Origin of the sequence: Halostella litorea (assembly GCF_004785955.1) — an archaeon.
GTDB classification, from domain to species: domain Archaea; phylum Halobacteriota; class Halobacteria; order Halobacteriales; family Natronoarchaeaceae; genus Halostella; species Halostella litorea.
In genome coordinates this window covers 1,248,219-1,272,432 of sequence record NZ_SJER01000001.1, presented here as the reverse complement: position 1 = coordinate 1,272,432, position 24,214 = coordinate 1,248,219, and the positions used below count along the sequence as shown (strand labels likewise).

25 protein-coding genes and 1 tRNA gene are annotated in these 24,214 nt (G+C 70.3%); 11 read left to right on the top strand and 15 right to left on the bottom strand.

Features of this window, described 5'->3' with window-relative positions; translation table 11 throughout:
• The first annotated feature begins 712 nt into the window (after nt 1-712).
• Complete coding sequence (locus EYW40_RS12090; protein ID WP_135821853.1) at nt 713-2,203, top strand: Cdc6/Cdc18 family protein; 1,491 nt, start codon at nt 713-715, stop codon at nt 2,201-2,203.
• 141 nt (nt 2,204-2,344) lie between these two features.
• Here EYW40_RS12090 and EYW40_RS12085 read toward each other — a convergent pair whose 3' ends face one another.
• A complete protein-coding gene (locus tag EYW40_RS12085) occupies nt 2,345-3,259 on the bottom strand; it encodes a S26 family signal peptidase (protein WP_135821852.1) in 915 nt (304 codons plus the stop codon).
• A 115-nt stretch (nt 3,260-3,374) separates the two neighbouring features.
• Here EYW40_RS12085 and EYW40_RS12080 point away from each other — a divergent pair, with 115 nt between their 5' ends.
• The gene (locus EYW40_RS12080) at nt 3,375-5,066 is read left to right on the top strand and encodes a DNA-directed DNA polymerase II small subunit (protein ID WP_135821851.1); all 1,692 of its coding nucleotides are present in this window, start codon (nt 3,375-3,377) and stop codon (nt 5,064-5,066) included.
• Between the two features lie 250 nt (nt 5,067-5,316).
• Here EYW40_RS12080 and EYW40_RS12075 read toward each other — a convergent pair whose 3' ends face one another.
• Nucleotides 5,317-5,742 carry a hypothetical protein gene (locus EYW40_RS12075; protein WP_135821850.1) on the bottom strand — a complete coding sequence of 142 codons (426 nt, stop codon included), beginning with the start codon at nt 5,740-5,742 and terminating at the stop codon, nt 5,317-5,319.
• Between the two features lie 98 nt (nt 5,743-5,840).
• On the opposite strand from EYW40_RS12075, the gene EYW40_RS12070 reads away from it, so the two are divergent.
• The 5 genes from EYW40_RS12070 to EYW40_RS12050 all read left to right on the top strand — a co-directional run bounded on the left by EYW40_RS12070 (nt 5,841) and on the right by EYW40_RS12050 (nt 10,863).
• Nucleotides 5,841-7,013 (top strand): ATPase domain-containing protein, encoded by a 1,173-nt coding sequence (locus EYW40_RS12070; RefSeq protein WP_202614509.1) that lies wholly within the window; start codon nt 5,841-5,843, stop codon nt 7,011-7,013.
• A 103-nt stretch (nt 7,014-7,116) separates the two neighbouring features.
• Nucleotides 7,117-8,295, top strand: coding sequence for an aspartate kinase (locus EYW40_RS12065; RefSeq protein WP_135821849.1), 1,179 nt, complete (start codon nt 7,117-7,119; stop codon nt 8,293-8,295).
• Nucleotides 8,296-8,593: 298 nt separating this feature from the next.
• Nucleotides 8,594-8,788, top strand: a complete 195-nt coding sequence (locus EYW40_RS12060) for a cold-shock protein (protein ID WP_135821848.1) — start codon at nt 8,594-8,596, stop codon at nt 8,786-8,788.
• A gap of 161 nt (nt 8,789-8,949) precedes the next feature.
• Nucleotides 8,950-9,360, top strand: a complete 411-nt coding sequence (locus EYW40_RS12055) for a Rieske (2Fe-2S) protein (RefSeq protein ID WP_135821847.1) — start codon at nt 8,950-8,952, stop codon at nt 9,358-9,360.
• Nucleotides 9,361-9,522: 162 nt separating this feature from the next.
• Nucleotides 9,523-10,863 carry a tryptophanase gene (locus EYW40_RS12050; RefSeq protein ID WP_135821846.1) on the top strand — a complete coding sequence of 447 codons (1,341 nt, stop codon included), beginning with the start codon at nt 9,523-9,525 and terminating at the stop codon, nt 10,861-10,863.
• Nucleotides 10,864-10,895: 32 nt separating this feature from the next.
• On the opposite strand, the gene EYW40_RS12045 is transcribed toward EYW40_RS12050, so the two are convergent.
• The 4 genes from EYW40_RS12045 to EYW40_RS12030 form a co-directional block, all read right to left on the bottom strand.
• Complete coding sequence (locus EYW40_RS12045) at nt 10,896-11,240, bottom strand: hypothetical protein (RefSeq protein WP_135821845.1); 345 nt, start codon at nt 11,238-11,240, stop codon at nt 10,896-10,898.
• A 107-nt stretch (nt 11,241-11,347) separates the two neighbouring features.
• Nucleotides 11,348-12,007 carry a metallophosphoesterase family protein gene (locus EYW40_RS12040; RefSeq protein WP_135821844.1) on the bottom strand — a complete coding sequence of 220 codons (660 nt, stop codon included), beginning with the start codon at nt 12,005-12,007 and terminating at the stop codon, nt 11,348-11,350.
• An 80-nt stretch (nt 12,008-12,087) separates the two neighbouring features.
• Nucleotides 12,088-12,666 (bottom strand): IMP cyclohydrolase, encoded by a 579-nt coding sequence (locus tag EYW40_RS12035; RefSeq protein WP_135821843.1) that lies wholly within the window; start codon nt 12,664-12,666, stop codon nt 12,088-12,090.
• 83 nt (nt 12,667-12,749) lie between these two features.
• Nucleotides 12,750-13,520, bottom strand: a complete 771-nt coding sequence (locus EYW40_RS12030) for a GIDE domain-containing protein (protein ID WP_135821842.1) — start codon at nt 13,518-13,520, stop codon at nt 12,750-12,752.
• 131 nt (nt 13,521-13,651) lie between these two features.
• Here EYW40_RS12030 and EYW40_RS12025 point away from each other — a divergent pair, with 131 nt between their 5' ends.
• Together EYW40_RS12025 and EYW40_RS12020 are read left to right on the top strand one after the other, a co-directional pair.
• Complete coding sequence (locus tag EYW40_RS12025) at nt 13,652-14,227, top strand: homing endonuclease associated repeat-containing protein (RefSeq protein WP_135821841.1); 576 nt, start codon at nt 13,652-13,654, stop codon at nt 14,225-14,227.
• Between the two features lie 84 nt (nt 14,228-14,311).
• Nucleotides 14,312-14,384: transfer RNA gene (locus EYW40_RS12020), tRNA-Gln, on the top strand.
• Between the two features lie 38 nt (nt 14,385-14,422).
• Here EYW40_RS12020 and EYW40_RS12015 read toward each other — a convergent pair.
• Nucleotides 14,423-15,151, bottom strand: coding sequence for an SDR family NAD(P)-dependent oxidoreductase (locus EYW40_RS12015; RefSeq protein WP_135821840.1), 729 nt, complete (start codon nt 15,149-15,151; stop codon nt 14,423-14,425).
• 186 nt (nt 15,152-15,337) lie between these two features.
• Here EYW40_RS12015 and EYW40_RS12010 point away from each other — a divergent pair, with 186 nt between their 5' ends.
• Entirely contained in the window at nt 15,338-16,384 is a 1,047-nt protein-coding gene (locus tag EYW40_RS12010) for a nucleotidyl transferase family protein (protein WP_161973206.1), read from the top strand.
• Nucleotides 16,385-16,417: 33 nt separating this feature from the next.
• Here the strand turns inward: EYW40_RS12010 and EYW40_RS12005 are convergent, their stop codons facing one another.
• From EYW40_RS12005 to EYW40_RS11995, 3 genes are read right to left on the bottom strand one after another with little or no spacing between them, the layout of a single operon-like run.
• The gene (locus EYW40_RS12005; protein ID WP_135821838.1) at nt 16,418-17,458 is read right to left on the bottom strand and encodes an ABC transporter ATP-binding protein; all 1,041 of its coding nucleotides are present in this window, start codon (nt 17,456-17,458) and stop codon (nt 16,418-16,420) included.
• A 2-nt stretch (nt 17,459-17,460) separates the two neighbouring features.
• Nucleotides 17,461-18,264, bottom strand: coding sequence for an ABC transporter permease (locus tag EYW40_RS12000; RefSeq protein WP_135821837.1), 804 nt, complete (start codon nt 18,262-18,264; stop codon nt 17,461-17,463).
• Nucleotides 18,245-19,141, bottom strand: coding sequence for an extracellular solute-binding protein (locus EYW40_RS11995; RefSeq protein ID WP_135821836.1), 897 nt, complete (start codon nt 19,139-19,141; stop codon nt 18,245-18,247). The genes EYW40_RS12000 and EYW40_RS11995 overlap by 20 nt, the downstream gene beginning before the upstream one ends.
• 61 nt (nt 19,142-19,202) lie before the next feature.
• On the opposite strand from EYW40_RS11995, the gene EYW40_RS11990 reads away from it, so the two are divergent.
• The gene (locus EYW40_RS11990) at nt 19,203-19,628 is read left to right on the top strand and encodes a Tfx family DNA-binding protein (protein WP_135821835.1); all 426 of its coding nucleotides are present in this window, start codon (nt 19,203-19,205) and stop codon (nt 19,626-19,628) included.
• Here the strand turns inward: EYW40_RS11990 and EYW40_RS11985 are convergent, their stop codons facing one another.
• From EYW40_RS11985 to EYW40_RS11970, 5 genes are all read right to left on the bottom strand, one after another.
• Nucleotides 19,629-20,813, bottom strand: coding sequence for an MFS transporter (locus tag EYW40_RS11985; RefSeq protein ID WP_161973205.1), 1,185 nt, complete (start codon nt 20,811-20,813; stop codon nt 19,629-19,631).
• An 88-nt stretch (nt 20,814-20,901) separates the two neighbouring features.
• A complete protein-coding gene (locus EYW40_RS11980; protein ID WP_135821833.1) occupies nt 20,902-21,330 on the bottom strand; it encodes a dCTP deaminase/dUTPase family protein in 429 nt (142 codons plus the stop codon).
• Nucleotides 21,331-21,364: 34 nt separating this feature from the next.
• Entirely contained in the window at nt 21,365-22,327 is a 963-nt protein-coding gene (locus tag EYW40_RS11975; RefSeq protein WP_135821832.1) for a transcription initiation factor IIB, read from the bottom strand.
• 275 nt (nt 22,328-22,602) lie between these two features.
• Complete coding sequence (locus EYW40_RS19645) at nt 22,603-22,755, bottom strand: hypothetical protein (protein ID WP_161973204.1); 153 nt, start codon at nt 22,753-22,755, stop codon at nt 22,603-22,605.
• A gap of 133 nt (nt 22,756-22,888) precedes the next feature.
• Nucleotides 22,889-24,199 carry an oxidoreductase gene (locus EYW40_RS11970; protein WP_135821831.1) on the bottom strand — a complete coding sequence of 437 codons (1,311 nt, stop codon included), beginning with the start codon at nt 24,197-24,199 and terminating at the stop codon, nt 22,889-22,891.
• Nucleotides 24,200-24,214: the final 15 nt, after the last annotated feature.

The window sequence follows — 24,214 nt, the reverse complement described above, 5'->3', positions numbered from 1 at the left end:
TTATGTACCAAGCTCTCAAACCAAAACCGTAATGCAGTAAGCACGTTTTTCATATATTGTACATACTGAAACAATCTATTAGGAACCACTAGAGACCCGCTAACCGATCCGACAGTCGACACGAACACCACCCGTCACCCCACACCCCACGCCCCGCCGAGCGCCGTCTCCAGTTGAAACGAAGGGGTGGGGGTGTCGGAGAGATCGAGACTGACCCGCGAAACGAGGTTCGAGCCGAGAGGATGAACGGGACAGCCTGCGACGTACCGGGTAAGCTCCCAAGCGAACCAGAACCGGCCCGGTCCGCGGACGGACCCGAACTGCCCCCGACGGACTGACTGCCCCGTCGACCGTCCGGAACTTCCCGCAGATCCACTTGGTTCCGGTCGACGGCCGTCTCCGTTGGGACTGACGACTACGACGTCGACGACGTTCGAGCCTGTGGGACGTGGCTCCGACCGGCCCGCGAACCACAAACCCCGCTTGATCCGGGACGTTACATCGGTCAGCGGTCCGTTCCGCCGGTCCGAACGGTCGCTATTCCGAGAGGGAAGATTTTAAGACCCTGGTGTACCTCCACTTCGTTTGCATCAACTGGACGGACCGCGACACCGTATTGACTGCGAACCCACGATATGAGGCCACTACGACGGGTTCGCTCGGCTTAGGCGGGCGGTTTCCAGATGAAACGAAGGGGTGAATCACGCAACGGATGACCGAGGAAGACACGGGATCGGAGCGCGCCGACGTCGACGTAGATTCGTCGCAGGACTTCGACGTCGAACTCGACGACGTCGTTCTGGAGGACGAGGAGGAGGAGAATCAGGGGCTGTTCGACGACCTCCTGAGCGGCGAGCCCATCTTCGAGAACAAGGAGGTGCTGCGCCCGTCGTACACGCCACACGAACTACCACACCGCACCGAGCAGATAAACAAGATGGCGACGATCCTCGTCGCCGCGCTGCGGGGCGAGACGCCGTCGAACATCCTCATCTACGGGAAGACGGGGACCGGCAAGACCGCGAGCGCGAAGTTCGTCAGCCAGGAACTGGAGAGCACCTCCCAGAAGTACCAGGTGCCCTGCGAGGTCGAGTACATCAACTGCGAGGTGACCGACACGCAGTACCGTGTGCTCGCCCAGCTGGCGAACAAGTTCATCGAGGAGAACGAGCGCCACATCGACGAGCGGCTGGGCGACCTCCGGGAGCTCCGGGAGGCCGCGACGGACGACCCGGCGGCCCTGTCCGACGCCGACTTCGACTCCGTCGAGGCGGTCGACGACCGCATCGCGGAGCTGGAGGCCGACCGCGAGGAGTTCGAGACGGTCCCGATGACGGGGTGGCCCACCGACCGCGTGTACAGCGTCTTCTTCGAGGCCGTCGACTACCACGAGCGCGTGGTCGTCATCATGCTGGACGAAATAGACAAGCTGGTCGAGAAGTCCGGCGACGACACGCTATACAACCTCTCTCGGATGAACTCCGAACTGGACAACTCGCGCGTGTCGATCATGGGCATCTCGAACGACCTGAAGTTCACCGACTTCCTCGACCCCCGCGTCAAGTCCAGCCTCGGGGAGGAGGAGATCGTCTTCCCGCCGTACGACGCCAACCAGCTCCGGGACATCCTCCAGCACCGCTCGGACGTGGCGTTCAAGGCCGACGCACTGACCGACGACGTGATCCCGCTGTGTGCCGCGTTCGCCGCCCAGGAGCACGGCGACGCCCGGCGGGCGCTCGACCTGCTGCGGACCGCGGGCGAACTCGCGGAGCGCGACCAGTCCGAACTGGTCGACGAGGACCACGTCCGGAAGGCTCAGGACAAGATCGAACTCGACCGCGTGGTCGAGGTCGTGCGGACCCTCCCCACGCAGTCGAAGATCGTGCTGTTCTCGATCATCCTGCTGGAGAAAAACGGCGTCCACAACATCAACACCGGCGAGGTGTACAACATCTACAAGCGCCTCTGCGAGGAGATCGACGCCGACGTGCTCACCCAGCGCCGGGTGACGGACCTGATCAGCGAACTCGACATGCTCGGGATCGTCAACGCGGTCGTCGTCTCGAAGGGCCGCTACGGCCGCACCAAGGAGATCAGCCTCTCGGTCCCCATCGAGGAGACCGAGGCCGTCCTCCTGTCGGACTCGCGGCTGGGCGACATCGAGGACGTCCAGCCGTTCGTCCAGGCGCGGTTCGACAACTGACCCGTCCGCGCGGCCACCACAGTGGCGGCCACCGTTTCCCCTGGAGGCCGACACGTCGTCCCCGTAAACTCCGATCCACGACCCCCTCGTTTCTAGTGGAGATCACGGCGATATCCGCACGCAAGAGCGTCTCGCGGCCGGTTACAGCTTGGCGAACTGGAGTCGAACCCACCCGAGCCACGGGACACGGACCTCGGCGCGACCCTTGATCCACTCGGACTTGACGACGGTGGTCCGCCCGGCGACCTGGTCGTAGTACGGCGTGGCGTCGCCTTTCGTGATGAACCCGTCGTGGGGGGCCGGGCAGTTCCGGACCTCCTCGCAGGTGTCGCCCCTGAGGTACTCGGCGTTCGCCCTGTCGACCCACTCCTCGTCCTCCTCGACGTAGAAGCGCGCGCGGTGTATTATCGGCACCCCGTCGCTCCCGTCCGGCTCGAACACGATCACGTCGCCGTAGCTCCCGAACGAGCGGACGCCGGTCTCCTGGCCGCGCTGGTACGTCACGACGCCGTGGACCGCGCCGTCGCCGGCGAACCGCCCCTCGTCGACGATGAACACGAGGTCGTTTTTCTCCATGTGGGGCTCCATGCTCCCGCTCTCGACGGCGACCAGCGGCGGCCAGATCCCGCTGACCGCGAACAGCACCAGGCCCACCAGCGCGACCAGCGCGACTGTGCTCAGCAAGTCCCGGACCGCGGCGACGCCCTCGTTGTCGGACTTGAGAAACCAGGTAACCGGCTCCTCGCGGGGGTCGGGGCCGTCGTCGTTCGCCCGGTTCGTCGGGGGGCCGTCGCCGTCCGTCCCGTTCGACGGGGATCCGTCGGAGGCCACGCCCCGGCGTGACCGCTCCTCGTCTGCGGCCAGAGCGGTGTCCGCGTCCGCCGTCGCGGCGTCGGCGCGCTCCCCCGAGGCGGCGTCGGCGTCCGAACCGGAGCCGGCGTCCGCGGCCGGAGCGGTGTCAGGGCTCGGTTCCGGACCGCCGTCGCCGTCCCCCGCCGGGTCGTCGCCGTCGGGGGGGTCACGGTCGGGCTCGTCGCCGGTACCGGCGTCAGTCATCGTCCTCGCATACTGGCCTCCGGGAAATCAACCTTCTGTTCGTGCGGTCCGGTCCCACGGCTCCGGTCCCGACGTTCCGCTACGCTTTTGCCCGCCGCCGACTTCTATCGTCGGTGTGCCACTGGAGGCCCCCGCACGGATCGTGAGCGAACTCACGAGCCGGGGGTACAACGCGGACCGGGAGGCCGTAACCCTCATCGCCTCCGCGGACGACCCGGCCCGCGCGCTGGAGCGCGTCGTCGAGGCCGCCCCGGACGGCGCGTTGCGGCTCTCCGTCGACCACGTGCGCGAGGTGCTTGACGCCGACGACGCGGCCGGCGACCCCGCGACGATGTCCGAGTCCGCCTCCACCCGGGCCGGAGCGGTCGACGCGCCGGCGGGGACCGACGCGACTGCGGAGACTGACGCGTCTACTGATGCCGAACCCGCTGCCTCCCCCGACGCTCGGTCCGGGGCCTCGGCCGCCGACGGCGGCTCCGTCGGTCCGACCGCCGACGACCCCTCCACTTCGACTGCAGTACCCGACGACACCCCCGACGAAACGCCAGAATCGTCTCCACACGAAACGACGGTGTCGGCGGGTCGAACCGCGGACCAGTCGGTCCGCTCCGTCGAGATAGCGAACGACATCACCGGCCGGAGCACCGGCACGGGCGCGTACGAGGACTTCGTCGCCGTGTTTCGGGACCGCTACGAGCGCCTCGGCGGCAAGCTCCGGTCGCGCGTGAACCACCGCCCGGCCGAGGCGATCCAGTCGATGCCCGGCGGGAGCGAGGCGTCGATGGTCGGGATGGTCAGCGACATCCGGTCGACGGCCAGCGGCCACTGGCTCGTCGAACTGGAGGACCCGACCGGCACGTTCCCCTGTCTCGTGATGAAGGACCGCGACATCGCGGCGCTCGTCGAGGAACTGCTCCACGACGAGATCATCGCCGTCGAGGGGTCGCTCGCGGACGACGGCGGCATCCTCTTCGTCGACTCGATGCACTTCCCGGACGTGCCGCGGACGTACTCGCCGAACACCGCCGACCGCCACGTGCAGGCCGCGCTCATCAGCGACGTCCACGTCGGCAGCCAGGAGTTCATGGCCGACGCCTGGTCGCGTTTCGCGGACTGGCTCCACACCCCCGAGGCGTCGGCGATCGAGTACCTGCTCATCGCGGGCGACATGGTCGAGGGCGTCGGCGTCTACCCCGACCAGGACGAGGAACTCGACATCGTCGACATCTACGACCAGTACCGGCAGTTCTCGGAGCACCTGAAGGAGGTGCCCGGCGACATCGAGATCGTGATGATCCCGGGGAACCACGACGCCGTCCGCCTCGCCGAGCCCCAGCCGGCGTTCGACGAGGAACTGCGCGACATCATGTCGGCCCACGACGCCCGGATCACGGGCAACCCCTCGACGGTCACGCTGGAGGGCGTCTCCGTGCTGATGTACCACGGCGTCTCGCTGGACGAGGTGATCGCCGAACTCCCCGAGGAGAAGGCCAGCTACGACGACCCCCACAAGGCGATGTACCACCTCCTGAAGAAGCGCCACGTCGCCCCGCAGTACGGCGGCCACCTCCGGCTCGCGCCCGAGGAGAAGGACTACCTCACCATCGACGAGGTGCCCGACGTGTTCCACACCGGCCACGTCCACAAGCTGGGCGTCGGCAAGTACCACAACGTCCTCTCGATCAACTCGGGCTGCTGGCAGGAACAGACGGCGTTCCAGAAGTCCGTCAACATCGACCCCGACGCCGGGTTCGCGCCGGTCGTCGACCTGGACACGCTGGAGCCGACGATCAGAAAATTCCACTGAAAGCCCTTGCGCGCCGCTGGCGCGGCGCGCTGCGCCCTTTCAATGTCCGCCGCCAGAATCGCGCAGCGATTCTCGCTAAGGCCCGCTAGTCTGCGCGAGCGCCAGCGGTCGCTGGCGCACGCTTCGAGTGCCTGCCCTCCCCCGGACGCTCGCACGCGGCGCGTCGGAGCGCCGCGCGCTCGCGCTGGCCGCGTGACGATGTCGGGTCCGATGCGGTTCCCGCCGGTTCCCTCCCGGCGACGGTTCCCGTCTACGGCTCCAGCCGGTACTTCACGGTCGGCGTGCCGTCGAACTGCGGCCCGGGGCCGGCCTCGGCGAACCCGACGCGCTCGGCGGCCTCGGCGACGTGTGGGACGGAGTCCGGCGCGATCAGCTCGACCGGCATCGACTCGCGCTCGGCGAAGCGGACGGGTTCGGCGAGCAGTTGCTCGCAGGCCTCTGCGGTGCCGTCGACCTGCGTTACGTGGACGCAGCTCTCGCGCGCGTCGAAGCTGACGAAGCCGAGCAGTCCCGGGTCGCGCTCGTCCGTGTCGGCGTTCGGGTCCGTCCCGTCCTCCTCGGACTCGGCGACGCGTACGGTGCGGTCGTGGACGAGGTTGCGCATCACGTCCGTCGGGGCGTCGGCGATCGCGGCCATGTCGTCCGCGTCCGCCTCGACGGCGTCCCGTATCTTCATCACGACCACGGTATGCTCCCACACACACATAAATCCGCGGCGTGCGCGGGACGTTCACGGGCGTCACACTTTCAACCCGTCGGCCGCTACTCCGAGCCATGAGCGACGGGTTCGAGGGGACGCAGCGCTGTGACTTCTGCAGGCTCCCCCACGCCGTCGATCCGGTCGAACTGGAGTACGACGGGGCGACGTACGAGTTCTGTTCGGCCGCCTGTCGCCGGGCCATGCGGGAGTCGGACCGCGTGTTCACTGAGTACCACGGCCACCGCCGGTTCGCACCCGGCGTCTCCGCGCTGGACGCCTCCCTCCCCGAGGGGCTGCCGCGCAACTCCTTCGTCATGCTCACGGGGCAGGCGGGCACGCGGGTCGAGGCGCTCCACGCCGAACTCGTCTGGCGGACCCTCCGCCGGGACGAGCCCGCCGTCGTCGTCACGTTTCAGGAGCCGCCCACCTCGATCGTCGAGTCGTTCCTCACGATGGAGTGGAACGTCCTCCCGTACCTCGAGTCCGGACAGCTCCGGATCCTCGACTGTTTCACCTACCGCGTCGGCGACCGCGACCGGATGCACGACCGGATGAGCGCGTGGAACCAGCACCTCCATCGGGTCACTGAGCCCGCGACGGAGACGGTCCGCGACCCCAGCGACATGAGCGAACTGGCGAACAAACTCGACAACTGCCTCGAAGCCGAGTCGATGGTCGACACGGGGGTCGTCGTGCTGGACTCCCTGACGGAACTCGGGACGCTCGTCCAGCCGGTTCAGGCCTACGACTTCGTCAAGGACGTGCGGGCCGACGTCTGCAAGGGCCGGTTCGTCCCCGTCTTCGCCGGGGCGACGTTCAGCGGCGAGAACGGCGGTTTCCCCCACGACCTGGACTACCTCGTCGACGGGATCGTCGACCTCGAACTCAACGGCGGGATCGTCGACGACACGCTCCTCCGGCGGGTCCGCATCCGGAAGATGTCCGGCGTCCTCACCATCTCGGAGTGGACCGCCTTCGAGTACACGTCGGGGACCGGCCTCGTCCCGTTCGACCCGGGCGAGGAGATGACCGCGTCGAACGAGGACGCCGACGGCGACCGACCCGACGGCGACCGGCCGGCCGCCGAGGACCCCTCGACCGGCCCCGGCCCGGACCCGGCCGCCGGCGACGCCGCGTCCTCGCCCGCATCCGGCGACGGCACACGGGAGGCCGACGCCGACGACGGGACCGGATCCGACGATACCGGCGACGTGGCCGACGACGACGCCGGGACCGACCGCGGGTAGTCAACGATCTTCGTTCAAAATTCCCGGAGATGAACAGGGTTATCACCGCGGTACGGCAACGACACCCCATGATCGCCGTTGACACGCGCCCACGGGTGGTAGGATGCGAGTAGTTGCGAAGTTCGGCGGAACCAGCCTCGGGAGCGGCGAACGGGTCGACCGCGCCGCCGACTCGATCGCCACCGCCGTCGAGGAGGGCCACGAGATCGCCGTCGTCGCCAGCGCGATGGGGTCGACGACCGACGAACTGCTCGACGAGATCACCTTCGAGACGGAGGACGAGGACCGCGCCCAGATCGTCAGCATGGGCGAGCGCACCAGCGTCCGCATGCTCAAGGCCGCCCTCGCCGCCCGCGGGATCGAGGCCGTCTTCCTCGAACCCGGCAGCGACGACTGGCCGGTCATCACGGACCCCGCCGGCGAGGTCGACGTCGAGGAGACGAAGCGCCGCGCCCGCGCGCTCGCCGCCCGCCTCGACGGCGTCGTCCCGGTGATCACGGGCTTCCTCGCGCAGGACCACGACGGCAACGTCACCACGCTGGGCCGCGGCGGGAGCGACACCACGGCCGTCATGCTCGGCCGCTACATGGACGCCGACGAAGTCGTCATCGTCACCGACGTCGAGGGCGTCATGACCGGCGACCCGCGCGTCGTCGAGGGCGCGCGCAACGTCGGCGAGATCACCGTCGACGAACTCCGCAACCTCTCGTTCCGCGGCGCGGAGGTCGTCGCGCCCAGCGCGCTCTCGTACAAGGCCGGCAACATGAGCGTCCGCGTCGTCCACTACCAGCACGGCGACCTGCTCACCGGCGGCACCCGCGTCGAGGGCGAGTTCCGGAGCCTCGTGGACATGCGCGAGGGGTCGCTGGCCTGCATCACGGTCGCGGGCCGCGCCATCCGCAACAGCCCCGGCATCCTGCGGGACCTCACGGCCGCGCTCGGCGACGCCGACATCAACGTCGACGCCATCGCCAGCGGGATGGACTCGGTGACGTTCTACGTCGATGAGTCCGACGCCGAGGGGGCCGAGACGGTGCTCCACCGCGAGGTCGTCGACCAGGAGCCCCTCTCCAGCGTCACCGTCGAGGACGGCCTCGCGGTCATCCGCGTCACCGGCGGCGAACTGCCGAACCGCCCCGGCGTGATGCAGGAGATCGTCCAGCCGATGGCCGAGGCCGGCATCAACATCCACGACCTCATCACCAGCGCCACCTCCGTCGCCACCTTCGTCGACTGGGACGACCGCGAGCAGGCCCTGGAGATCATGCAGAACCGCTTCTAAGGAAAGCCCTTGCTCGGCCTTGGCAGGCCTCGCTGCGCCCTTTCAATGTCCGCCAACGAGCGCCTGCGGCGCTCGTTCCAGGTACCGCTAGTCTGCGCGAGTCGCGGCGGTCGCCGCGACACGCTTCGAGTGCCTGCCCTCCCCCGTCCGCTGGCGGCGCTCGGCGGGGCCTCGCGCACGCCAGCGCGGCCGAGTGGCAATGTCCGGACTGTCGCGTTTGAACGAACGAATGGGGGACCTCCGTGGTACCGTTACTCTCGGAAGCGTTATGAGTGGATAGGCCCTACACTTGTTTGCAATGGCAAACGGAACTGTTGATTTCTTCAACGACACGGGCGGTTACGGTTTCATCTCCACCGAGGATGCGGACGACGACGTTTTCTTCCACATGGAGGACGTTGGCGGCGCGGACCTCGAAGAAGGACAGGACATCGAGTTCGACATCGAACAGGCCCCCAAGGGCCCGCGCGCGACCAACGTCGTTCGCAACTGAGTCTCTCTCGACACCACTAACTCGCGATTTTTCGGGTACTACGACCGACAGTCACGACGCCGTCCCGGACGGCCGTCGACGGCTGTGAGCGCCGCCGCCGGTCGCGGCGGGCGCGGCCGAAACCCAACGAACTACTTCGTCGGTGGCCTTACACCTCGCCGATGCCCGACCGACTGACGACCGTCGAGACGGTGGAGGAGGAGGGCTCGTGGCTCTTTACGATCCGCGACGAGTACGACGAACTCGACGAGGTCATCCTGGTCCCCTGCGAGGAAAGCGGCGTCGAGGCGTGGATCAACCGCTGCACCCACGAGGCCCAGCGCTTCGACCGCGGGTTCGGCGCGGCGGTCCGCGACGGCCAGATCGTCTGCCCGAAGCACGGGTCGATGTTCGACGCCTGCTCGGGCGACTGCGACAACGGCGACGCCGCCGGCACGACGCTGCCGGGCGTCGACGTGACGGTCAACCGCGGCGACATCTACCTCACGGACGACGACGTCGAGTTCGAACACGAGGGCGGTATCGACGACGGCGACGACGGCCCGAGTTCGACCTCACACATCGGGCTCTGAGTGGTCGCGGTGGCCGGACTCGCCCCCGAAGGCCCCGACATGCCGACCGATGGATACGTCCGTCCACCGTCGACCGCGGTTCGCCGTCACCCCGCGGATCTGGTCGCCGTCCGGCAGATCCCGCCGATTAACTTGTTCACGCCGCCGGCCGTATACGGCGGCATGCGAGCGTACAAGACCAAGATGGTCGAGCGGATCGAGTTGCCCGACCGCGAGGAGCGTGCGGCCAACCTGGAGGCCGCCGGCTACAACGTCTTCAACCTGGACGCCGACGACGTGTACGTCGACCTGCTGACCGACAGCGGGACCGGCGCGATGAGCGACGAGCAGTGGGCGGCCCTCCTCCGGGGCGACGAGGCCTACGCCGGCAGCGAGAGCTTCCGCGAACTGGAGGCGGCGGTCGGCGACGTGATGGGGTTCGAGAACGTGGTCCCGGCCCACCAGGGCCGCGGCGCGGAGAACGTCCTCTACGGCGCGCTGGTCGGCGAGGGCGACGCCGTCCTCAACAACACGCACTTCGACACGACCCGCGCACACGTCGCGAACCAGGGGGCTGAGGCCGTCGACTGCCCCGTCGAGGGCGCACACGACCCCGACGCCGAGGGCGATTTCAAGGGCGACTTCTCCGTCGAGCGCGCCCGCGAGCACGTCGACCGCGTCGGCGCGGAGAACGTCCCGGTCGTCGTCCTGACGATCACCAACAACTCCGCGGCCGGTCAACCCGTCAGCGTCGAGACCACCCGCGAAGTCGCGGCCTTCGCCGACGATATCGACGCCACGTTCGTGATCGACGCCTGCCGGTTCGCCGAGAACGCCTACTTCGTCCGCGAGCGCGAACCCGGCTACGGCGACACATCGATCGCCGAGATCGCCCGCGAACAGCTCGGCTACGCCGACGCCCTCGTCATGAGCGGCAAGAAGGAGGGGCTGGTCAACGCCGGCGGCTTCGTCGCCGTCGAGGACGACGACCTGTTCGAGCGGGCGAAACAGCGCGCCATCCTCTACGAGGGGTTCCCCACGTACGGCGGGATGGCCGGCCGCGACCTGGCGGCGATGGCCGTCGGCCTCCGCGAGGCGGTCGACCTGGGCCGCGTCCGGGACCGCGTCGAGCAGGTCCGTGACCTCGGCGACCGGCTCCGGGACGCCGGAATTCCGGTGTACTGGCCGCCCGGCGGCCACGCCGTCTACGTCGACGCCGGCAAGCTCCTCCCGGACGTCCCGACGGGGCAGTTCCCGGGCCAGGCGCTCGTCTGCGAGCTGTACCGCGAGGGCGGCGTCCGAGCGGTCGAACTCGGCGAGTTCGCGTTCCCCGGGGCCGACAGGCCGGACCTGGTCAGGCTGGCCCTGCCCCGCCGGACGTACGGCCGGGAGCACGTCGAACACGTCGTCGAGACGCTCGCGGCCGTTCAGGACCGCGCCGACGCCGTGGCCGGCCTCGAAGTCGTCGACGAGCCCGAGATGGCCGAACTCCGGCACTTCTCCGCGCGGCTCCGGCCCGTTTGATCCGACGACACCCTGAACCGTTCCGCTCGCGCTCAGCCGAGGATCCGGTCGGCCAGCGAGCGCGATTCCGGCTCCTGCTCGCGGCCGAGCCGCTTGCGCGCGCGGTCGCGGAAGCCGCTCGACTCCTCCTGCCCGCCGAACTGCCGCCGCACCTCCTGCCGGAGGCGGTCGACGTCGCCGAGCTTCGCCGACCGCCGCTGCTCGGCGCGCTGCAGGACGACGCCGATCCCGAGGAACAGCGCCGCGTCCGCCAGCTCCGACCGGAACCGCGCCTTGTCGCCGCGGACGGCGAGCGCCTTCAGTAGCGACAGCCCCCCGACGGCGAAGTACAGTTTCGAGTCCGTTCCCCCTCCCCTGATCGCGTCCGTGATCGACATGGCGTCCATTCTACCCCGGGGGCAGGGTTAACCTTTTGCTCGTACCGGGGCGCTGACCCCTCATGGCACCGATACGGGCGGTTTCGCCGCTCGCCGGCGCGCCGCTCTCACCGCCCCTTCTCCAGCCGCGCGCCGATCTTCCCGGGCAGGTCGGCGGCCGCGACGGCCTCCTGCACGGCGGCGATGTCGTACTCAACGCGGTGCTCCGCGACGGTCAGTGCGTCCAGGTCCAGCACGGCGTACGCCGCCCGCGGGTCGCCGTCGCGCGGCTGGCCGACGCTGCCGGGGTTCATCACGATCCCCTCCCCGTACTGCTCGTGGCCCTGCACGTGGGTGTGGCCCATGATGAGGACGTCCTCGTCGCCCAGCAGCCGCGGCGAGAACTGGTCGGGGTAGGTGTAGCGGTCCGGGTCGTCGGGGTGGCCGTGGACGATCTTCACCCGGCCGTCGCACTCGACGCGCTCGTCGGGGAGGTCGGCGAGCCACGCGACCTGGTCCTCGGAGAGCGTCTCCCGGGCGTGCTCGACGCCCGCGCCGGCCATGCTGTTGAACCGGAACGCGGTCCCCGTCGCCACCGCGCGGTCGTGGTTGCCCATCACGGTCGGCACGTCGCGCTCGCGGACCGCCGCGACGCAGTCGGCGTGCCAGGGGTTGTAGCCGACGACGTCGCCCGCACACAGCAGGCCGTCGACGGGCGGCATGTCGTTCAGGACGGTCTGCAGGGCGACGCGGTTGCCGTGGATGTCGGAGATGACGCCCAGTCGCATACCGACCCCGACGCGGGCGCGACCCTTCAGGCTTGTCCGCCCCCCGAGACCGCTCTGCTGTCGCGGCGCTCCGTCCGGCCCTACTCGTCGCCGTTGACGACCGCCGTTTCGAAGCCGTCGTCGGTCCGCGCGACGCCGGCGGCACAGACGGCGTGCTCGAAGTCGAGGTCGTACGCCTCGCGGGCGGCCGCCGCGGCGTCGCCGGCCGCGAAGTCGAACGCCTCCGGGCTGTTCTTCTCGTAGGTCGCCACCAGCGTCGGCTCCGTCACTTCCTCGACCAGCAGGGCGTCCTTCCGGACGATGCCGACGTACGCGCCCTCGGCGGTCAGTACGCCCGCCACGCGGGGCGTGTCGTAGTCGTCCTTCTCGTAGTCGAGCGACAGCAACGCGGTGGCCAGCGCGTCACGCGCCGGGTAGCCGAGGCCGACCTTCTCGGTGATCGGGTCGACGTGCGACCCGTTGCCAAGCACCGCCGCATCGCCGACGGTGCGGGCGCAGTTGTACGCGATGTAGGGGTTGTCCGTCTCCGGGGCGTCCGCCGTCGGGCCGACGGTCAGCGCGCCCTCGCGCTCGTCGATCCGGCGGTTCGGGAACGACCGGGAGGAGACTCGGTACGCGGCGACGTCCGGGCCGACGACGACGAAACGGCCGATGTACATACACGAGTGTGTACAGGTGAGGGTAAAATGGGTGTCGATCTATGCACAGTCGGCGAACCAACGTGCCAGCTCCGGCTTGCCGGTCACGCGAGGAGGAGCGGCAGGTACTGCGACGCGAACTCCCTGACCGACGAGAGGTGGCCCGTGTACGTCAGCGTCGGGACGCTGGCGGCCCCGAGGGTGACGACGCCTATCACGGTCGTGGCCACCCCCTTGCCGAGGTAGCGCATGATCGTTCGGTTCTCGGTCGTGTCCGAGATGGTGAACGACTCCGCCGTGCCCCCGTCGCCGATGTACACCCGCTCGTCGCCGGGCGCGTCGGCCGTGTCGGCCGCGTCCACTTTCTCGCCGTAGACGTGGACCGTCTCGCCGGGGTCCAGTCGGCCCTCGTACTTCCGGACCCGTATGCTCGAATCGACCCGGTCCGAGTGGACCGACACCTCGGCCCCGTCGGGGTCGACCGCCACCGACCCCGTGTCGTCGGTCACGTAGAACGGCGTCTCATCGCCGCCGCTGTCGACCGTCCGCCACTCCTCTCGTTCGTTCCCGTCGTCGTCGTGGTCCTCGTGCTTGTGCTTTTCCTCGTATTCGTAGGCCAGGCAGTCCGTCTCCGTGTACGCCGCGTCCAGCGTGCCGTCGATCGGTTCGGCCGTCCCCTGTACCTCGACGACGCCGCTCTCCAGATGGACGCTCCCCGCATCGACGGGGTCGTTCGACATGATGCGATACCCCCGTCCAAGGTCGTTCACGCCCCGATACAGCGTGACCAAGCCGAACGCACCGAAGCCGACGGTCAAGACGGCCCCGATCAGCATCGCGTTGCTGAACGGGCCGACTGCGAGCGGGCTACCCACGCCGACCACGGACCGGATGGATCCGACGGATCATACCCCGCCGTTGACACGCCAACGGATAATAGTTTGGTGTTTGTTGACATTCATTAGCGGGTCGTCTCATTAAATACCAGAACGCGGCTACCGCCCCCATGACGACCGAGGAGGAGTACCTCGACGCCCTCAGCGAGGCCGCGCGGGAACTCGGCGAATCGCCGACCAAGGCACAGTACGAGGAACTGGGGCTGAGGCCGGCGTCCGCGACGATCCTGCGCGTGATGGGTAGTTGGAACGCTGCGAAGGAGGCGGCCGGACTGGAGACGTTCGAACGGGGATCGTTGAACGAAGGCGAGGTACAGCCGAAACCGGACGACGTCGACCTGTCGGACCGGGAGTGGCGGGAGCTATCCGGGTATCAGCGGTGGTATCGAAAGAACCGCGAGTCGGAGATCCGGAAGAAGGACCGCCGACGCGCGGAACTCAGGCGGTGGCTGCACGTGTACAAGCGGGACAACTGTGCCTGTGAGCGGTGCGGGGAGGGAAACCCGGCCTGTCTCGATTTCCACCATCCCGGGGAGAAGGATCTCGGTATCTCTGCGATGGTCGTGTACGGGTACTCGAAGGCAAATATCGGGGAGGAGATAAACCGGTGTACCGTCCTCTGTGCGAACTGCCACCGCAAGGAACACTACTCGGTTCCGCCCGGGGTCGGCTCCGCCGACGAGTAGCGGAGGGCGGCGGACATTCGACTTCGCAACACTCAAATACGGATGTGCGTTACTATTGGATGCGCACTCGAAAGCGACGCTACGAGTCCCGTGGGGTAGCGGCCAATCCTGAAGCCTTCTGGGGGCTTCGACACAGGTTCGAATCCTGTCGGGACTACTTCCTTCCGAACCCACGCCGACCAGCCGCGCCGCCGCCTACCGCATCTCCTCGCCGCCGTTGACGTTCAGCGTCTCGCCCGTGACGAACGACGCGTCCCGCAGGTACGCGACGGCGTCGGCGATCTCCTCGGGGCGGCCGTACCGGTCCAGCGGGATGTCGGCCAGTTCCTCGCGCTTCTCGTCGGGGGAGCGGTCGGCGGTCATGTCCGTCTCGACGTGGCCGGGCGCGACGGCGTTGACCCGGACGTCGGGCGCGAAATCCTCGGCGTGGCTGCGAACCAGCGAGAGCAACGCGCCCTTCGAGGCGGCGTAGTGGACCTCGATCGGCGCGCCGGTGTGGGCCAGTATCGACGAGACGGCGGTCGCCGACGGGTCGTCGTCGGAGTCACGGAGGTGCGGCAGGGCGGCCTTCGTGACGTTGAACGCCGAGTTGACGTTCACGTCCATCACGCGGTCGAAGTCGGCGGGGTCGAGGTTCTCGGTGTACACGTGCTGGTCGATCCCGGCGTTGTTGACGACGTGGTCGACGCCGCCGAACGCGTCGGCCGCGCGGTCGACGAGTCGCGCCGCCGCCTCGGGGTCGGCCACGTCGGCTCCGACCGCGACCGCCTCCTGCCCGCGCTCGCGGACGGCGTCCGCCACTTCTTCGGCCTTCGCCTCGTTCGTGTGGTAGTTCACGGCCACGTCGTACCCGTCCGCCGCGAACCGGAGCGCGATCGCTCGACCGATGCCGCGCGACGACCCGGTGACGACTGCTGCTGGCATGGCCGAACCGTCGGCCCCGCGGGGCTTGAAACCACGGGCGGCCGCAACGTTGCGGACGGTCGCCGGCGACGCAACTGCGGGCCGTCGCGGTCGCCGCGCTACCCTCCCGGCCGACACCGGTCGGCTCTGTCGCACGCTACCTAGTGACGAATTAGCACTTTATGGCTCGATGAGACATTTCCGCCCGTGACCGACCTCGAAACCCACTACGAGGCGGCGGTAGAACGACGCGGGTACGACCCCGTCGACGGACCGATCGGCGACCTGTCGGCGTCGACCTGCCGGCACCGGTTCGCGTTCGTGGGGGACGCCGACGCGCTCGCCGCGGCGACGCCCGCGGAGACGCTCGTCTCGGTCGGTATCTCGCCGACCGGCGCGCCCCACGTCGGGACGCTCGGGCAGGTCCGGTCGGCGGTCGACCTCCAGCGCGCCGGCTTCGACGTCCGGCTGACGGTCGCCGACCAGGTGGTGTACAACGCCGGCGGGGGCGACGCCGCGACGCTGCGCGAGCGCGCCGAGCGGTACCGCGCGTTCGCGCTCGAACGCGGGTTCGACCCGGAGCGCGGACGAGTGGTCGTCCAGAGCGAGGCGGCCGACGCATTGCGCGCGGCAACCCGCCTCGCGCGCCGCTACGACCCCGACGCCGGCGGCGACCGCTGGGACGAGCGCACGGCGTTCGAGGCCGACCTGGCGGCCGCCTACGAGGCGGTCGAGTCCGGGGGCGGCGACGCGACGGCGTTCTCCGAGTCGCTCTGCGGGCTGCTCATGGCGGCGGACAACGTCGCCCCGCTGACCGACGAGTTCCGCGCGGGGTACGACCGCGTCCTGCTGTCGCTGGGGGCCGACAACGTCGGGATGGCCCGGCGGTTCGACGACCTCCGGGCGGCGGCCGGCGTCGACGGGCGGGTGGTCGGCCTGTTCTCCCGGCTCGTGCCGGGCGTCGACGGAACGCCCAAGATGTCCAAGAGCATCCCGGGGTCGGGGATCCGCCTCGACGCCCCGCCCGAGCGGGTCCGGGATCGGGTGACGGACCCGGCTCTGGACGACGGCGACGCCGCCGAATCCGTCGTCTTCGGCATGGTGCGCCTCGCGTCGCCGTACGACGGGGACGAACTGGACGAGTTGCGCGACGCCCGCGCCGCCGGCGACGACCGCTGGCGCGACGCCGTCCGCGAGTACGCCGACCACCTCGCGAACGCTGCCGAAGCCTGGCGGTGCACGGGCCGGGCCTGAACTGGAGGACACGGGCCGCGACTCCGTGGGGCGTCACGCCGCTTCGATCAGGTGGACCGCCGCCGGGTCGAACGCCAGCCGCACGGTCGCGCCGCGCTCGACCCCGGCGCGCTCGAACGCCGTCGCCGGGACCGCGGCCGTGACGTGGTCCGCCGCGCCGTCGACGGCCGCGGTCACGCGGTACTCGTCGCCCTCGTGGAGCCAGCGGGCGACGGTGCCCCGGAGGACGTTCGCGCCCTCGGGCGCGTCCCCCCCGACAAGCCGGACCCGCGCCGGCCTGACGCAGGCGGTCACGGTCGCGCCGGCGGGGGCGTCCCGCGTCGACCGGAGCGTCGCGTCGCCGAACGCGAGCGCGACGCCGTCCGCGTCGCGGTCGACTACCCTGCTTTCGAACACGTTCTCGCTCCCGGTGAACCGCGCGACGAACGGCGTCGCCGGGCGGTCGAGCACCGCCGACGGCGTGCCGACCTGCTCGACGCCGCCGTCACGCAGGACAGCGACGCGGTCGCCTACCGCGGTCGCGACCCGACGGTCGTGGGTCACGAGCACCGTCGGGACGCCGGTCTCCGCGAACGTCTCGTGGAGCGCCCCGCGGAGGCGGCGGCGGACCGGCGCGTCGAGGTTCGCCAGCGGCTCGTCGAGCAGGAGGGCGTCGGGGTCGGCGGCCAGCGCGCGGGCCAGCGCGACGCGCTGACGTTCGCCGCCCGACAGCGCCGTTGCCGGACGGTCCAGCACGTCGGCCACTTCCAGCGTGGTCGCCAGGTCCGCGACCCGCTCCGGGGCGGCCCCGGCGTAGGCGACGTTCTCGCGGGCGGTCATGTGCGGGAACAGCGCGCCGTCCTGGAACACGACGCCGACGCCGCGCTCTTCGGGCGGGCGGCCGTCGAGGCGGCGGCCCGACAGCGAGACGCGGCCGCCGTCGGGGTCGAGCGTCCCCGCGACGAGGCCAAGCAGCGTCGACTTGCCACAGCCCGACGGCCCGAGGACGGCGAGCACCTCGTCGCCGACCGTCAGGTCCACCGGGCCGAGCCGGAACGCGTCGAACGCCTTCGTGAGGTCTTCGACGACGAGCATGGTCAGGCGAGGGGGTTCGAGCCGAGGGCGTTCAGCGCGGCGAGCGTGCCGACGGCGACGCAGACGAGGACGACCGCGACCGGGAACGCGCGCTCGATTCCCGCGGTGGTAAACGACACCCAGATCTGGACGGGCATCGTCCGCGGGTAGTACGCGAGCATGATTGTCGCGCCGAACTCCCCCAGCGACCGGGCGAAGGCGAGGGTCATCCCGGCGAGTACGCCCGGCCACGACAGCGGGAGCGTCACCCGCCGGAACGTCGTCAGCCGGCCCTTGCCGAGCGAGCGCGACGCGTGCTCCAGCCGCCGGTCGACGCCCTCGAACGCCGCCTTCGCGGTGACGACGACGAACGGCGACGCGACGAAAGTCTGGGCGAGCACGACGCCGACGATAGAGCGCGTGAGCGAAACGCCGTTCGCGGCCGCGAGCCCGCCGAGCGCGGTGTCCGGCCCGACGACGGTGAGCAGGAGCATCCCGCTGACCACCGGCGGGAGCACGAGCGGCAACACGACCGCGGCGGTGACGAGCGTCGCGGCCCGGCCGTCCGCCCGCGCCAGCCAGTAGGCAAGCGGCAGGCCGAAGGCCGTCGCGACCGCCGTGCTGGCGACCGCGGCCCACAGCGAGGTCCGCACGGCCCCGGCGACCCGCGGCGTCGTCAACTGCGCCCAGACCGCGCCCGGCGGTTGCGCGACGAACAGCGAGACCAGCGGGACGAGGTAGTACAGCAGCAACACGCCGCCGAGCGCAAGGATCACCGACAGCGGGTCGATCCGCCGGCCGGCGACCTCAGACCGCGTCGGGAACATCCCCGGTGTACCGCGGGTAGTTCTCGGGGACGCCGAAGCCGAAGTCGGCGAGGTACCCCCCGGCGACGTGTGCCTCGAACGCGTCGGTCGCTGCCGACGACTCCCGGCGGAGCGTGGACGCGTAGCGTATCGGTGCGCCGCGGACGGTCTTCCCGCCGGGCAGTTCGTACGTCGCGGCCGCGTACCGGTCGGCGAGCGCGGGGTCGCTCAGGTCCACCGCGGCCGGGAGCGCGACGAACTCGTACCCGCGGTCGACGGCCATGCTCCGGTAGGTGAAGGCGGCGTCTATCCCGCCGGTCTCGAACTGGCTCAGCAGCTGCGTCTCCGGGTACACCTGGTCGCGCTCGGGCACCGCCCCGCGGAGGTCGGCGTCCGTCCCGTAGTGGTCGGTCGCCAGTTCGAGCGCGAACAGCGTCCGGTAGCCAAGCGGGTCGAGGTCCGGGTCCGTCCGGCCGAGCGACGCCGCGCCGGACAGCAGCGGCCGGTACCACGCCTCGGTCCCCGCCTCCGCGATACGGCGGCCGCCCTCGCTGTCGGGGTCGTACGCGAGGACGACCGCGTTGGTGGCGAACTCGGCGTGCCAGCCCGGGCGGAGCGGGCCGTCGAACAGCGCGGCGTCGGCGACCGAGACGATGTCCGGGTCCTTCGCGCCGTCCGCGACGAGGCGGGCGGCCCGGGCGGAACCGTGTGCCTCCACCCGGACGGCGGCGTCGACCCGGTCCGGGAGCCCGTTCTCCAGCGCGTTCTGGAGGCTGCCGGCCGCGAGCACGGAGACGGCGTCCTCGCCGGAGACGGCCCCGCACCCGGCCATCCCGGCGACTCCGCCCGCCGCGGCCGCCAGCACCGCCCGCCGTCCGACCCGCTCGTCGCGTCCCATAGTTGTACAATCGAAAGAGTTCGACCTAAAGCTTATCCCAAACGGTTTCGTTTGATCTCCCATGCCGACGGCCGCCGACACCGCGCTGACCGAGCGACAGGTTGAGGTGCTCGAACTTCGGGAGGCGGGCCACACCCAGCGGGAGGTCGCCGAGCGGCTCGGGACGACCGCCTCGAACGTGAGCGCGATAGAGCGCGCCGCCCAGGAGAACGTCTCGAAGGCCCGGCGGACGCTCGAACTCGTCCGGACGCTCCGCTCGCCGGTCCGGTTCACTGTCGAGGCGGGCACGTACTTCGAGGACGTCGTCGAGGCGGTGTACGAGCGTGGCGACGAGGCGGGGATCAAGGTCGACTACTGCACGCCGGAGCTGAACGCCCACCTGTACGGCGAACTGGAGGCGTACGTCGCGGAGAGCCGCCTCGACACGGCGGTCGAGGTCGGCCTCACCGAGGACGGCGAGGTGAAGGTGTACGCCGACGGGGCGTGATCACGACTCCGCCGGCAGCAGGACGAACAGCAAAACGGCGACGGCCGTGACCCCCGCCAGCAGGTAGAACGACTCGTCCAGCAGCCCGCGCTCGGAGAGCACCCCGACCACGGTCGACCCGGTCGCGCCGAGCAGGAAAAACGCCGTCCGCAGAAAGCCCCACGCGGTGCCGGTGCCCGCCGGCGGCAGCGCCTCGATGATGTAGGAGTTCATCACCGGCTGGACCGCCATCTGGGTCGCCAGCAGGACGACCACGGCGGCGACGGGGACGAGGCCGCCGACCAGCGGGAGGGCGGCGAGGCTCAGCGCGGTCGCGACGGCGACGGCGACCATCACCGCCCGCGTCCCGTAGCGGTCGACGGCGTCGCCGCCGGCCAACTGGGCGGCCGCGCCCGCGACGAACAGGACGCCGAACAGCGCCCCGGCGACCCCCTGGCCGACCCCCTTCGCCCGGATCAGGTACGTCGGGAGGAAGGCGGTCAGCGCCTGGAACGTAAACAGCATGAGCGTCAGCGCCGCGACGGCGGTCAGGACCTGCCGGTCGGTCAGGGCGCGCCCGAGCGTCCGCCGGAGGCTGGCCGCGTCGTCGCCGTCGTCGGACCCGCTCCCGGTGTCGGCCGGGACGTACCGCAGGGTCGCGGCGGCGACCCCGAGAAACGCCGGGACCAGCAGGCCGACCGCGAGCCGCCAGCCGATCCGGTCCGTGAGGACGCTGGCGACGAACGGCAGGGCGGCCGACCCGACGCTCCCGGCGGCGAGGGTGATCCCGAACGCCCGGCCCGGCGTCGGCGCGAACAGGTTCGAGAGCGCGATGCCCCGCGGCGGCCCGAACAGCCCCGTCCCGAGGCCGAACAGGACGCAGGCGACGAGGAACACGCCGAACGCCGGCGCGCCCGCGATCGCCGCCAGGCTCGCCCCCGCGAGGACGAGGCTGAGGCTCAGCAGCGTCCGCTCGTCGACCCGGTCGGCGAGCGCGCCGGCGGGGAACTGCATCAAGCCGTAGCCGACCCAGATCGCGGAGATGGCGACCCCCGCGGTCGCGTCGCCGATGCCGAACGTCGCCCGGATCTGGGGCAGGATCGCCGGCGGGAGAAAGCGCGCGCCGAGCGTCAGAAACCACCCGACAGCCAGCGCCCCGAGCGCCCGCCCGAGGCCGTCGTCCGCCGTCCGGTCCCGTGGTGCCACGCTGTCCGACGATCCTCGTCGCCCGGACAAGAAGCCACGGATAGCGGATCGGTCCGTGGGTCGCCCGCACGCCCGCCGTCGCGGGCCGTCACCGGCGCTCGGCGTCGACGACGGTCGAGATCCGGGCGTTTTCCTTTAGCCGGATCCCCGCGCCGCCGACCGACAGCGGCACCGGCCCCAGTTCGGCGACGGTCAGCGTCGGGTGGCTCGCGCCCCGCTCGCGCAGTTCGCACCGCGGCTGGACCGTCAGGACGGCGTCGCCGGCGACCGACTCGTTGTACTCGACGAGGTACTGGCCGGCGTCCAGGTGCCACCACTCGTAGTCGTCGCCCTCGTTCCGCCGGACGCGGTCGTGGGGCGTGCGCTCGGCGTCGGTCAGTTCGCTGCCGCCGAAGTCGACGCGGCCGGGCGCGGTCACCTCGTACACCTCGGCGGCGGTCAGGTCGACGCCGCGGTCGCGCACCTGGGTCTGTTCGTGGAGGAGGCCGTCGACGTGGCTCGCGATGTCATCGGTCATGCGTGGCGGGCTATGGGCCCGCCGCGGGGAAAAGCTACGCGTCGCCTTCGAGCACCGCGGTCTGCTCCTGGTAGCGGTTGCGGATCGTCACTTCCGTCACCTGCGCCACCTCGGCGACCGCGCGCTGGGTCTGCTTCTCGTCGCAGTCAAGCGACGCCGTGTAGATCGCCGCCGCGGCGAAACCGGTCGGCGACTTGCCGGAGTGGAGCCCCTCCTTGGCGGTCCGCTCGACGATCTCGCGGGCGCGGGTCCGGACGCTCTCGCTCACCTCCAGCTCCGAGCAGAAGCGCGGGACGAACTGCTTGGGGTCGACCGGTTTCATCTCCAGGCCGAGTTCCTGGGAGATGTAGCGGTACGTGCGGCCGATCTCGCGGCGGTCGACCCGCGACACCTCGCTTATCTCCTCCAGGCTCCGGGCGATCCCCTCCTTGCGGCAGGCGGCGTACAGCGTCGCCGTCGCGACGCCCTCGATGGAGCGCCCGCGGATGAGGTCTTTCTCCAGGGCCTTTCGGTACATCACGCTCGCTATCTCCCGGACGAACCGCGGGACGCCCAGCGCCGACGCCATCCGGTCTATCTCCGAGAGCGCCTGCTTCAGGTTGCGCTCGCCCGCGTCGCGGGTCCGGATGCGGCGCTGCCACTTCCGGAGGCGGTGGAGCTGGCCGCGCTTCTCCGAGCCGATCGACCGGCCCTTGGCGTCCGTGTTGCGCCAGTCGATGTCGGTCGTCAGCCCGCGGTCGTGCATCGTCTCGGTCGTTGGCGCGCCGACCCGGGACTTCTGCTGGCGCTCCTCGTGGCTGAACGCCCGCCACTCCGGCCCGTAGTCTATCGCCTCCTCGTCGACGACGAGCCCGCAGTCGTCGCAGACGAGCTCCCCGCGGTCGGGACTCTGTACGAACTGGTCGGCCCCGCACTCGGGGCAGTCCGACTCCGTCTCCGTGTTCTCCGGTTCTATCTCCGCGCGACGACCGCTTCGATGGGTGTTCAGGCGTGACATTGTGTCTCCGGCGAGGGGCGGTCGCCGGCGTCCGGGCGACGACGGAAAAACGCCACCGACGCTGCCGGCGGTCCCCGTCCCCTCTTCTGTTTTCGCGTTGCCGATACCCGGCCTTTGTTATGAACCAGCTATGCTCACCGGGTCGAAAGCAACGAGTCGTTACCGGGACTGCCGCCGTGGGGGCCGCGTTCCGGCCGCCGCCCCCGGCGGTTTGCCCGCTCCTACGTGACCGTAGGTTGGGATTTCACCGGACGGTCGTCATTCGTTGCTGTCAGTTACGCCCGTGCCCGTTCTACCAGACAGTTGACGGAGCAGTAGTAGTGCTCGATTTGCTCCGTGCTCCCCTTGAACTCCATCGGCTTGACGACCCTGACGTGGGCCTCCTCGTCGGCCGCTATCTCCTCGGTGCAGTTGTTACACTGTGCCATCTCCCTGTCCCCGTGCTCCACCTGTTCCGGCGTGCCGTTCGGCGCTGCCCCCTGTGAACATGGCTCAAACGAGGTAACACGTCAACCGTAATACAACTTTTGGCCGAGGGACCGTTCGCCCCCACGGGGGCGCTCACTCGTCGCGGTCGTACGCGCCGGCCCGGTCGAGGCGTCCCCGCGCTTCGAGCACCGACGGGGTTCGACAGACTCCGGGCGCGCCGGTCGCCTGCGGCACCGCGCAGTTGTTGCAGCTCTCACAGACCGCCCGCTCCCCGTCGGCGTCCAGCAGGCGCGCGCCAAGCCGCGGCTCGGCGTAGAACGGCCGGCCCACCCCGACCGCGTCGCAGGCGTCGCCGAGCAGGCGGTCCATCTCGTCGCGTCCCCGGATCCCGCCCTCCGCCAGCACCGGGACGTCGACGCGCTCCCGGACCCGCCGGCAGAAGTCCGCGTTCCACGCCGGCTCGAACCCGTACTGGAGCGACTGGAGGCGATTTAGCGCCGCGACCACCCGTGCCCGGAGCCGGCTCCCGAACGCCGCCGCGTACCCCGCCGCGAAGCGGTCGTCGTTCCAGGCCCGCTCGGGGTACTCGCCGCGGACGATGCTCATGTCCCAGACGACCGACCCCTGGACCGGCACCACCGCGTCGTAGCCGACCGCCGCAGCGCGCTCGGCGATCCGCACGCCGTCGTCGAGCGAGAGGTGACGCCGAATGACGGGCGGCGCGGCCGTCTCCGCGGGCACCTTCGTCACCAGCGGCACGTCGCCGGCCCGCTCCCGAATTTCGTCGTGTACGACCTCTAGGAACCGCGTCCGCGCGCGGAGCGACCCGCCGAACTCGTCGTCCCGGCGGTTGTAAAAGGGCGAGAGGAACTGCTGGACGATGCCCATGTTCGCGCCGGCGATGTGGACCCCGTCGTAGCCCGCCTCGACGAGGCGCGCGGCGGCCCGGCCGAAATCGGCCGCGAGGTCGTACACCTCGTCGGTCGACAGCACGTGGGGGTCGTAGGCGAGAAAGCCCGCCGTATCCAGCGCCTTCAGTTGCCACGGGAGCGGCGAGACGGCCAGTTGCTCCAGGTCCGGGTGGGCCTCGCGGTACTCGGCGTGCCACGTCTCCATGCTCCGCAGGCCGCCGTGCTCCAGCTGCGCGAAGATCCGCCCGCCGTGGTCGTGGACCGCGTCGGCCACCGCCGACAGCCCCGCCACGAACTCGTCGTCGTGGACGCGCGTCATCCCCGGCGCGGCACAGCCCCCCTCGCCGCGGACGATGGTCGCCCCCTGGAATATCAGCCCGACGCCCGACTCCGCGGCCGGTTCCAGCTCCGCGACCAGCGTCTCGGCGGCGTCTGGCCCGTTGCCCGCACACTCCAGCAGCGGCGCGCGGTACAGCCGGTTCGGGAGGGTGAGGTCGCCGATTTCGAGGGGAGAATTCAGGGTCTTATCCATGCTCCGTTTCCCGTT

Coding starts and splice junctions, on each gene's coding strand:
- EYW40_RS12090 (WP_135821853.1), top strand. CDS start 713: ATGACCGAGGAAGACACGGGATCGGAGCGCGCCGACGTCGACGTAGAT.
- EYW40_RS12085 (WP_135821852.1), bottom strand. CDS start 3,259: ATGACTGACGCCGGTACCGGCGACGAGCCCGACCGTGACCCCCCCGAC.
- EYW40_RS12075 (WP_135821850.1), bottom strand. CDS start 5,742: ATGAAGATACGGGACGCCGTCGAGGCGGACGCGGACGACATGGCCGCG.
- EYW40_RS12070 (WP_202614509.1), top strand. CDS start 5,841: ATGAGCGACGGGTTCGAGGGGACGCAGCGCTGTGACTTCTGCAGGCTC.
- EYW40_RS12065 (WP_135821849.1), top strand. CDS start 7,117: ATGCGAGTAGTTGCGAAGTTCGGCGGAACCAGCCTCGGGAGCGGCGAA.
- EYW40_RS12060 (WP_135821848.1), top strand. CDS start 8,594: ATGGCAAACGGAACTGTTGATTTCTTCAACGACACGGGCGGTTACGGT.
- EYW40_RS12055 (WP_135821847.1), top strand. CDS start 8,950: ATGCCCGACCGACTGACGACCGTCGAGACGGTGGAGGAGGAGGGCTCG.
- EYW40_RS12050 (WP_135821846.1), top strand. CDS start 9,523: ATGCGAGCGTACAAGACCAAGATGGTCGAGCGGATCGAGTTGCCCGAC.
- EYW40_RS12045 (WP_135821845.1), bottom strand. CDS start 11,240: ATGTCGATCACGGACGCGATCAGGGGAGGGGGAACGGACTCGAAACTG.
- EYW40_RS12040 (WP_135821844.1), bottom strand. CDS start 12,007: ATGCGACTGGGCGTCATCTCCGACATCCACGGCAACCGCGTCGCCCTG.
- EYW40_RS12035 (WP_135821843.1), bottom strand. CDS start 12,666: ATGTACATCGGCCGTTTCGTCGTCGTCGGCCCGGACGTCGCCGCGTAC.
- EYW40_RS12025 (WP_135821841.1), top strand. CDS start 13,652: ATGACGACCGAGGAGGAGTACCTCGACGCCCTCAGCGAGGCCGCGCGG.
- EYW40_RS12015 (WP_135821840.1), bottom strand. CDS start 15,151: ATGCCAGCAGCAGTCGTCACCGGGTCGTCGCGCGGCATCGGTCGAGCG.
- EYW40_RS12005 (WP_135821838.1), bottom strand. CDS start 17,458: ATGCTCGTCGTCGAAGACCTCACGAAGGCGTTCGACGCGTTCCGGCTC.
- EYW40_RS12000 (WP_135821837.1), bottom strand. CDS start 18,264: ATGTTCCCGACGCGGTCTGAGGTCGCCGGCCGGCGGATCGACCCGCTG.
- EYW40_RS11995 (WP_135821836.1), bottom strand. CDS start 19,141: ATGGGACGCGACGAGCGGGTCGGACGGCGGGCGGTGCTGGCGGCCGCG.
- EYW40_RS11990 (WP_135821835.1), top strand. CDS start 19,203: ATGCCGACGGCCGCCGACACCGCGCTGACCGAGCGACAGGTTGAGGTG.
- EYW40_RS11980 (WP_135821833.1), bottom strand. CDS start 21,330: ATGACCGATGACATCGCGAGCCACGTCGACGGCCTCCTCCACGAACAG.
- EYW40_RS11975 (WP_135821832.1), bottom strand. CDS start 22,327: ATGTCACGCCTGAACACCCATCGAAGCGGTCGTCGCGCGGAGATAGAA.
- EYW40_RS19645 (WP_161973204.1), bottom strand. CDS start 22,755: ATGGCACAGTGTAACAACTGCACCGAGGAGATAGCGGCCGACGAGGAG.
- EYW40_RS11970 (WP_135821831.1), bottom strand. CDS start 24,199: ATGGATAAGACCCTGAATTCTCCCCTCGAAATCGGCGACCTCACCCTC.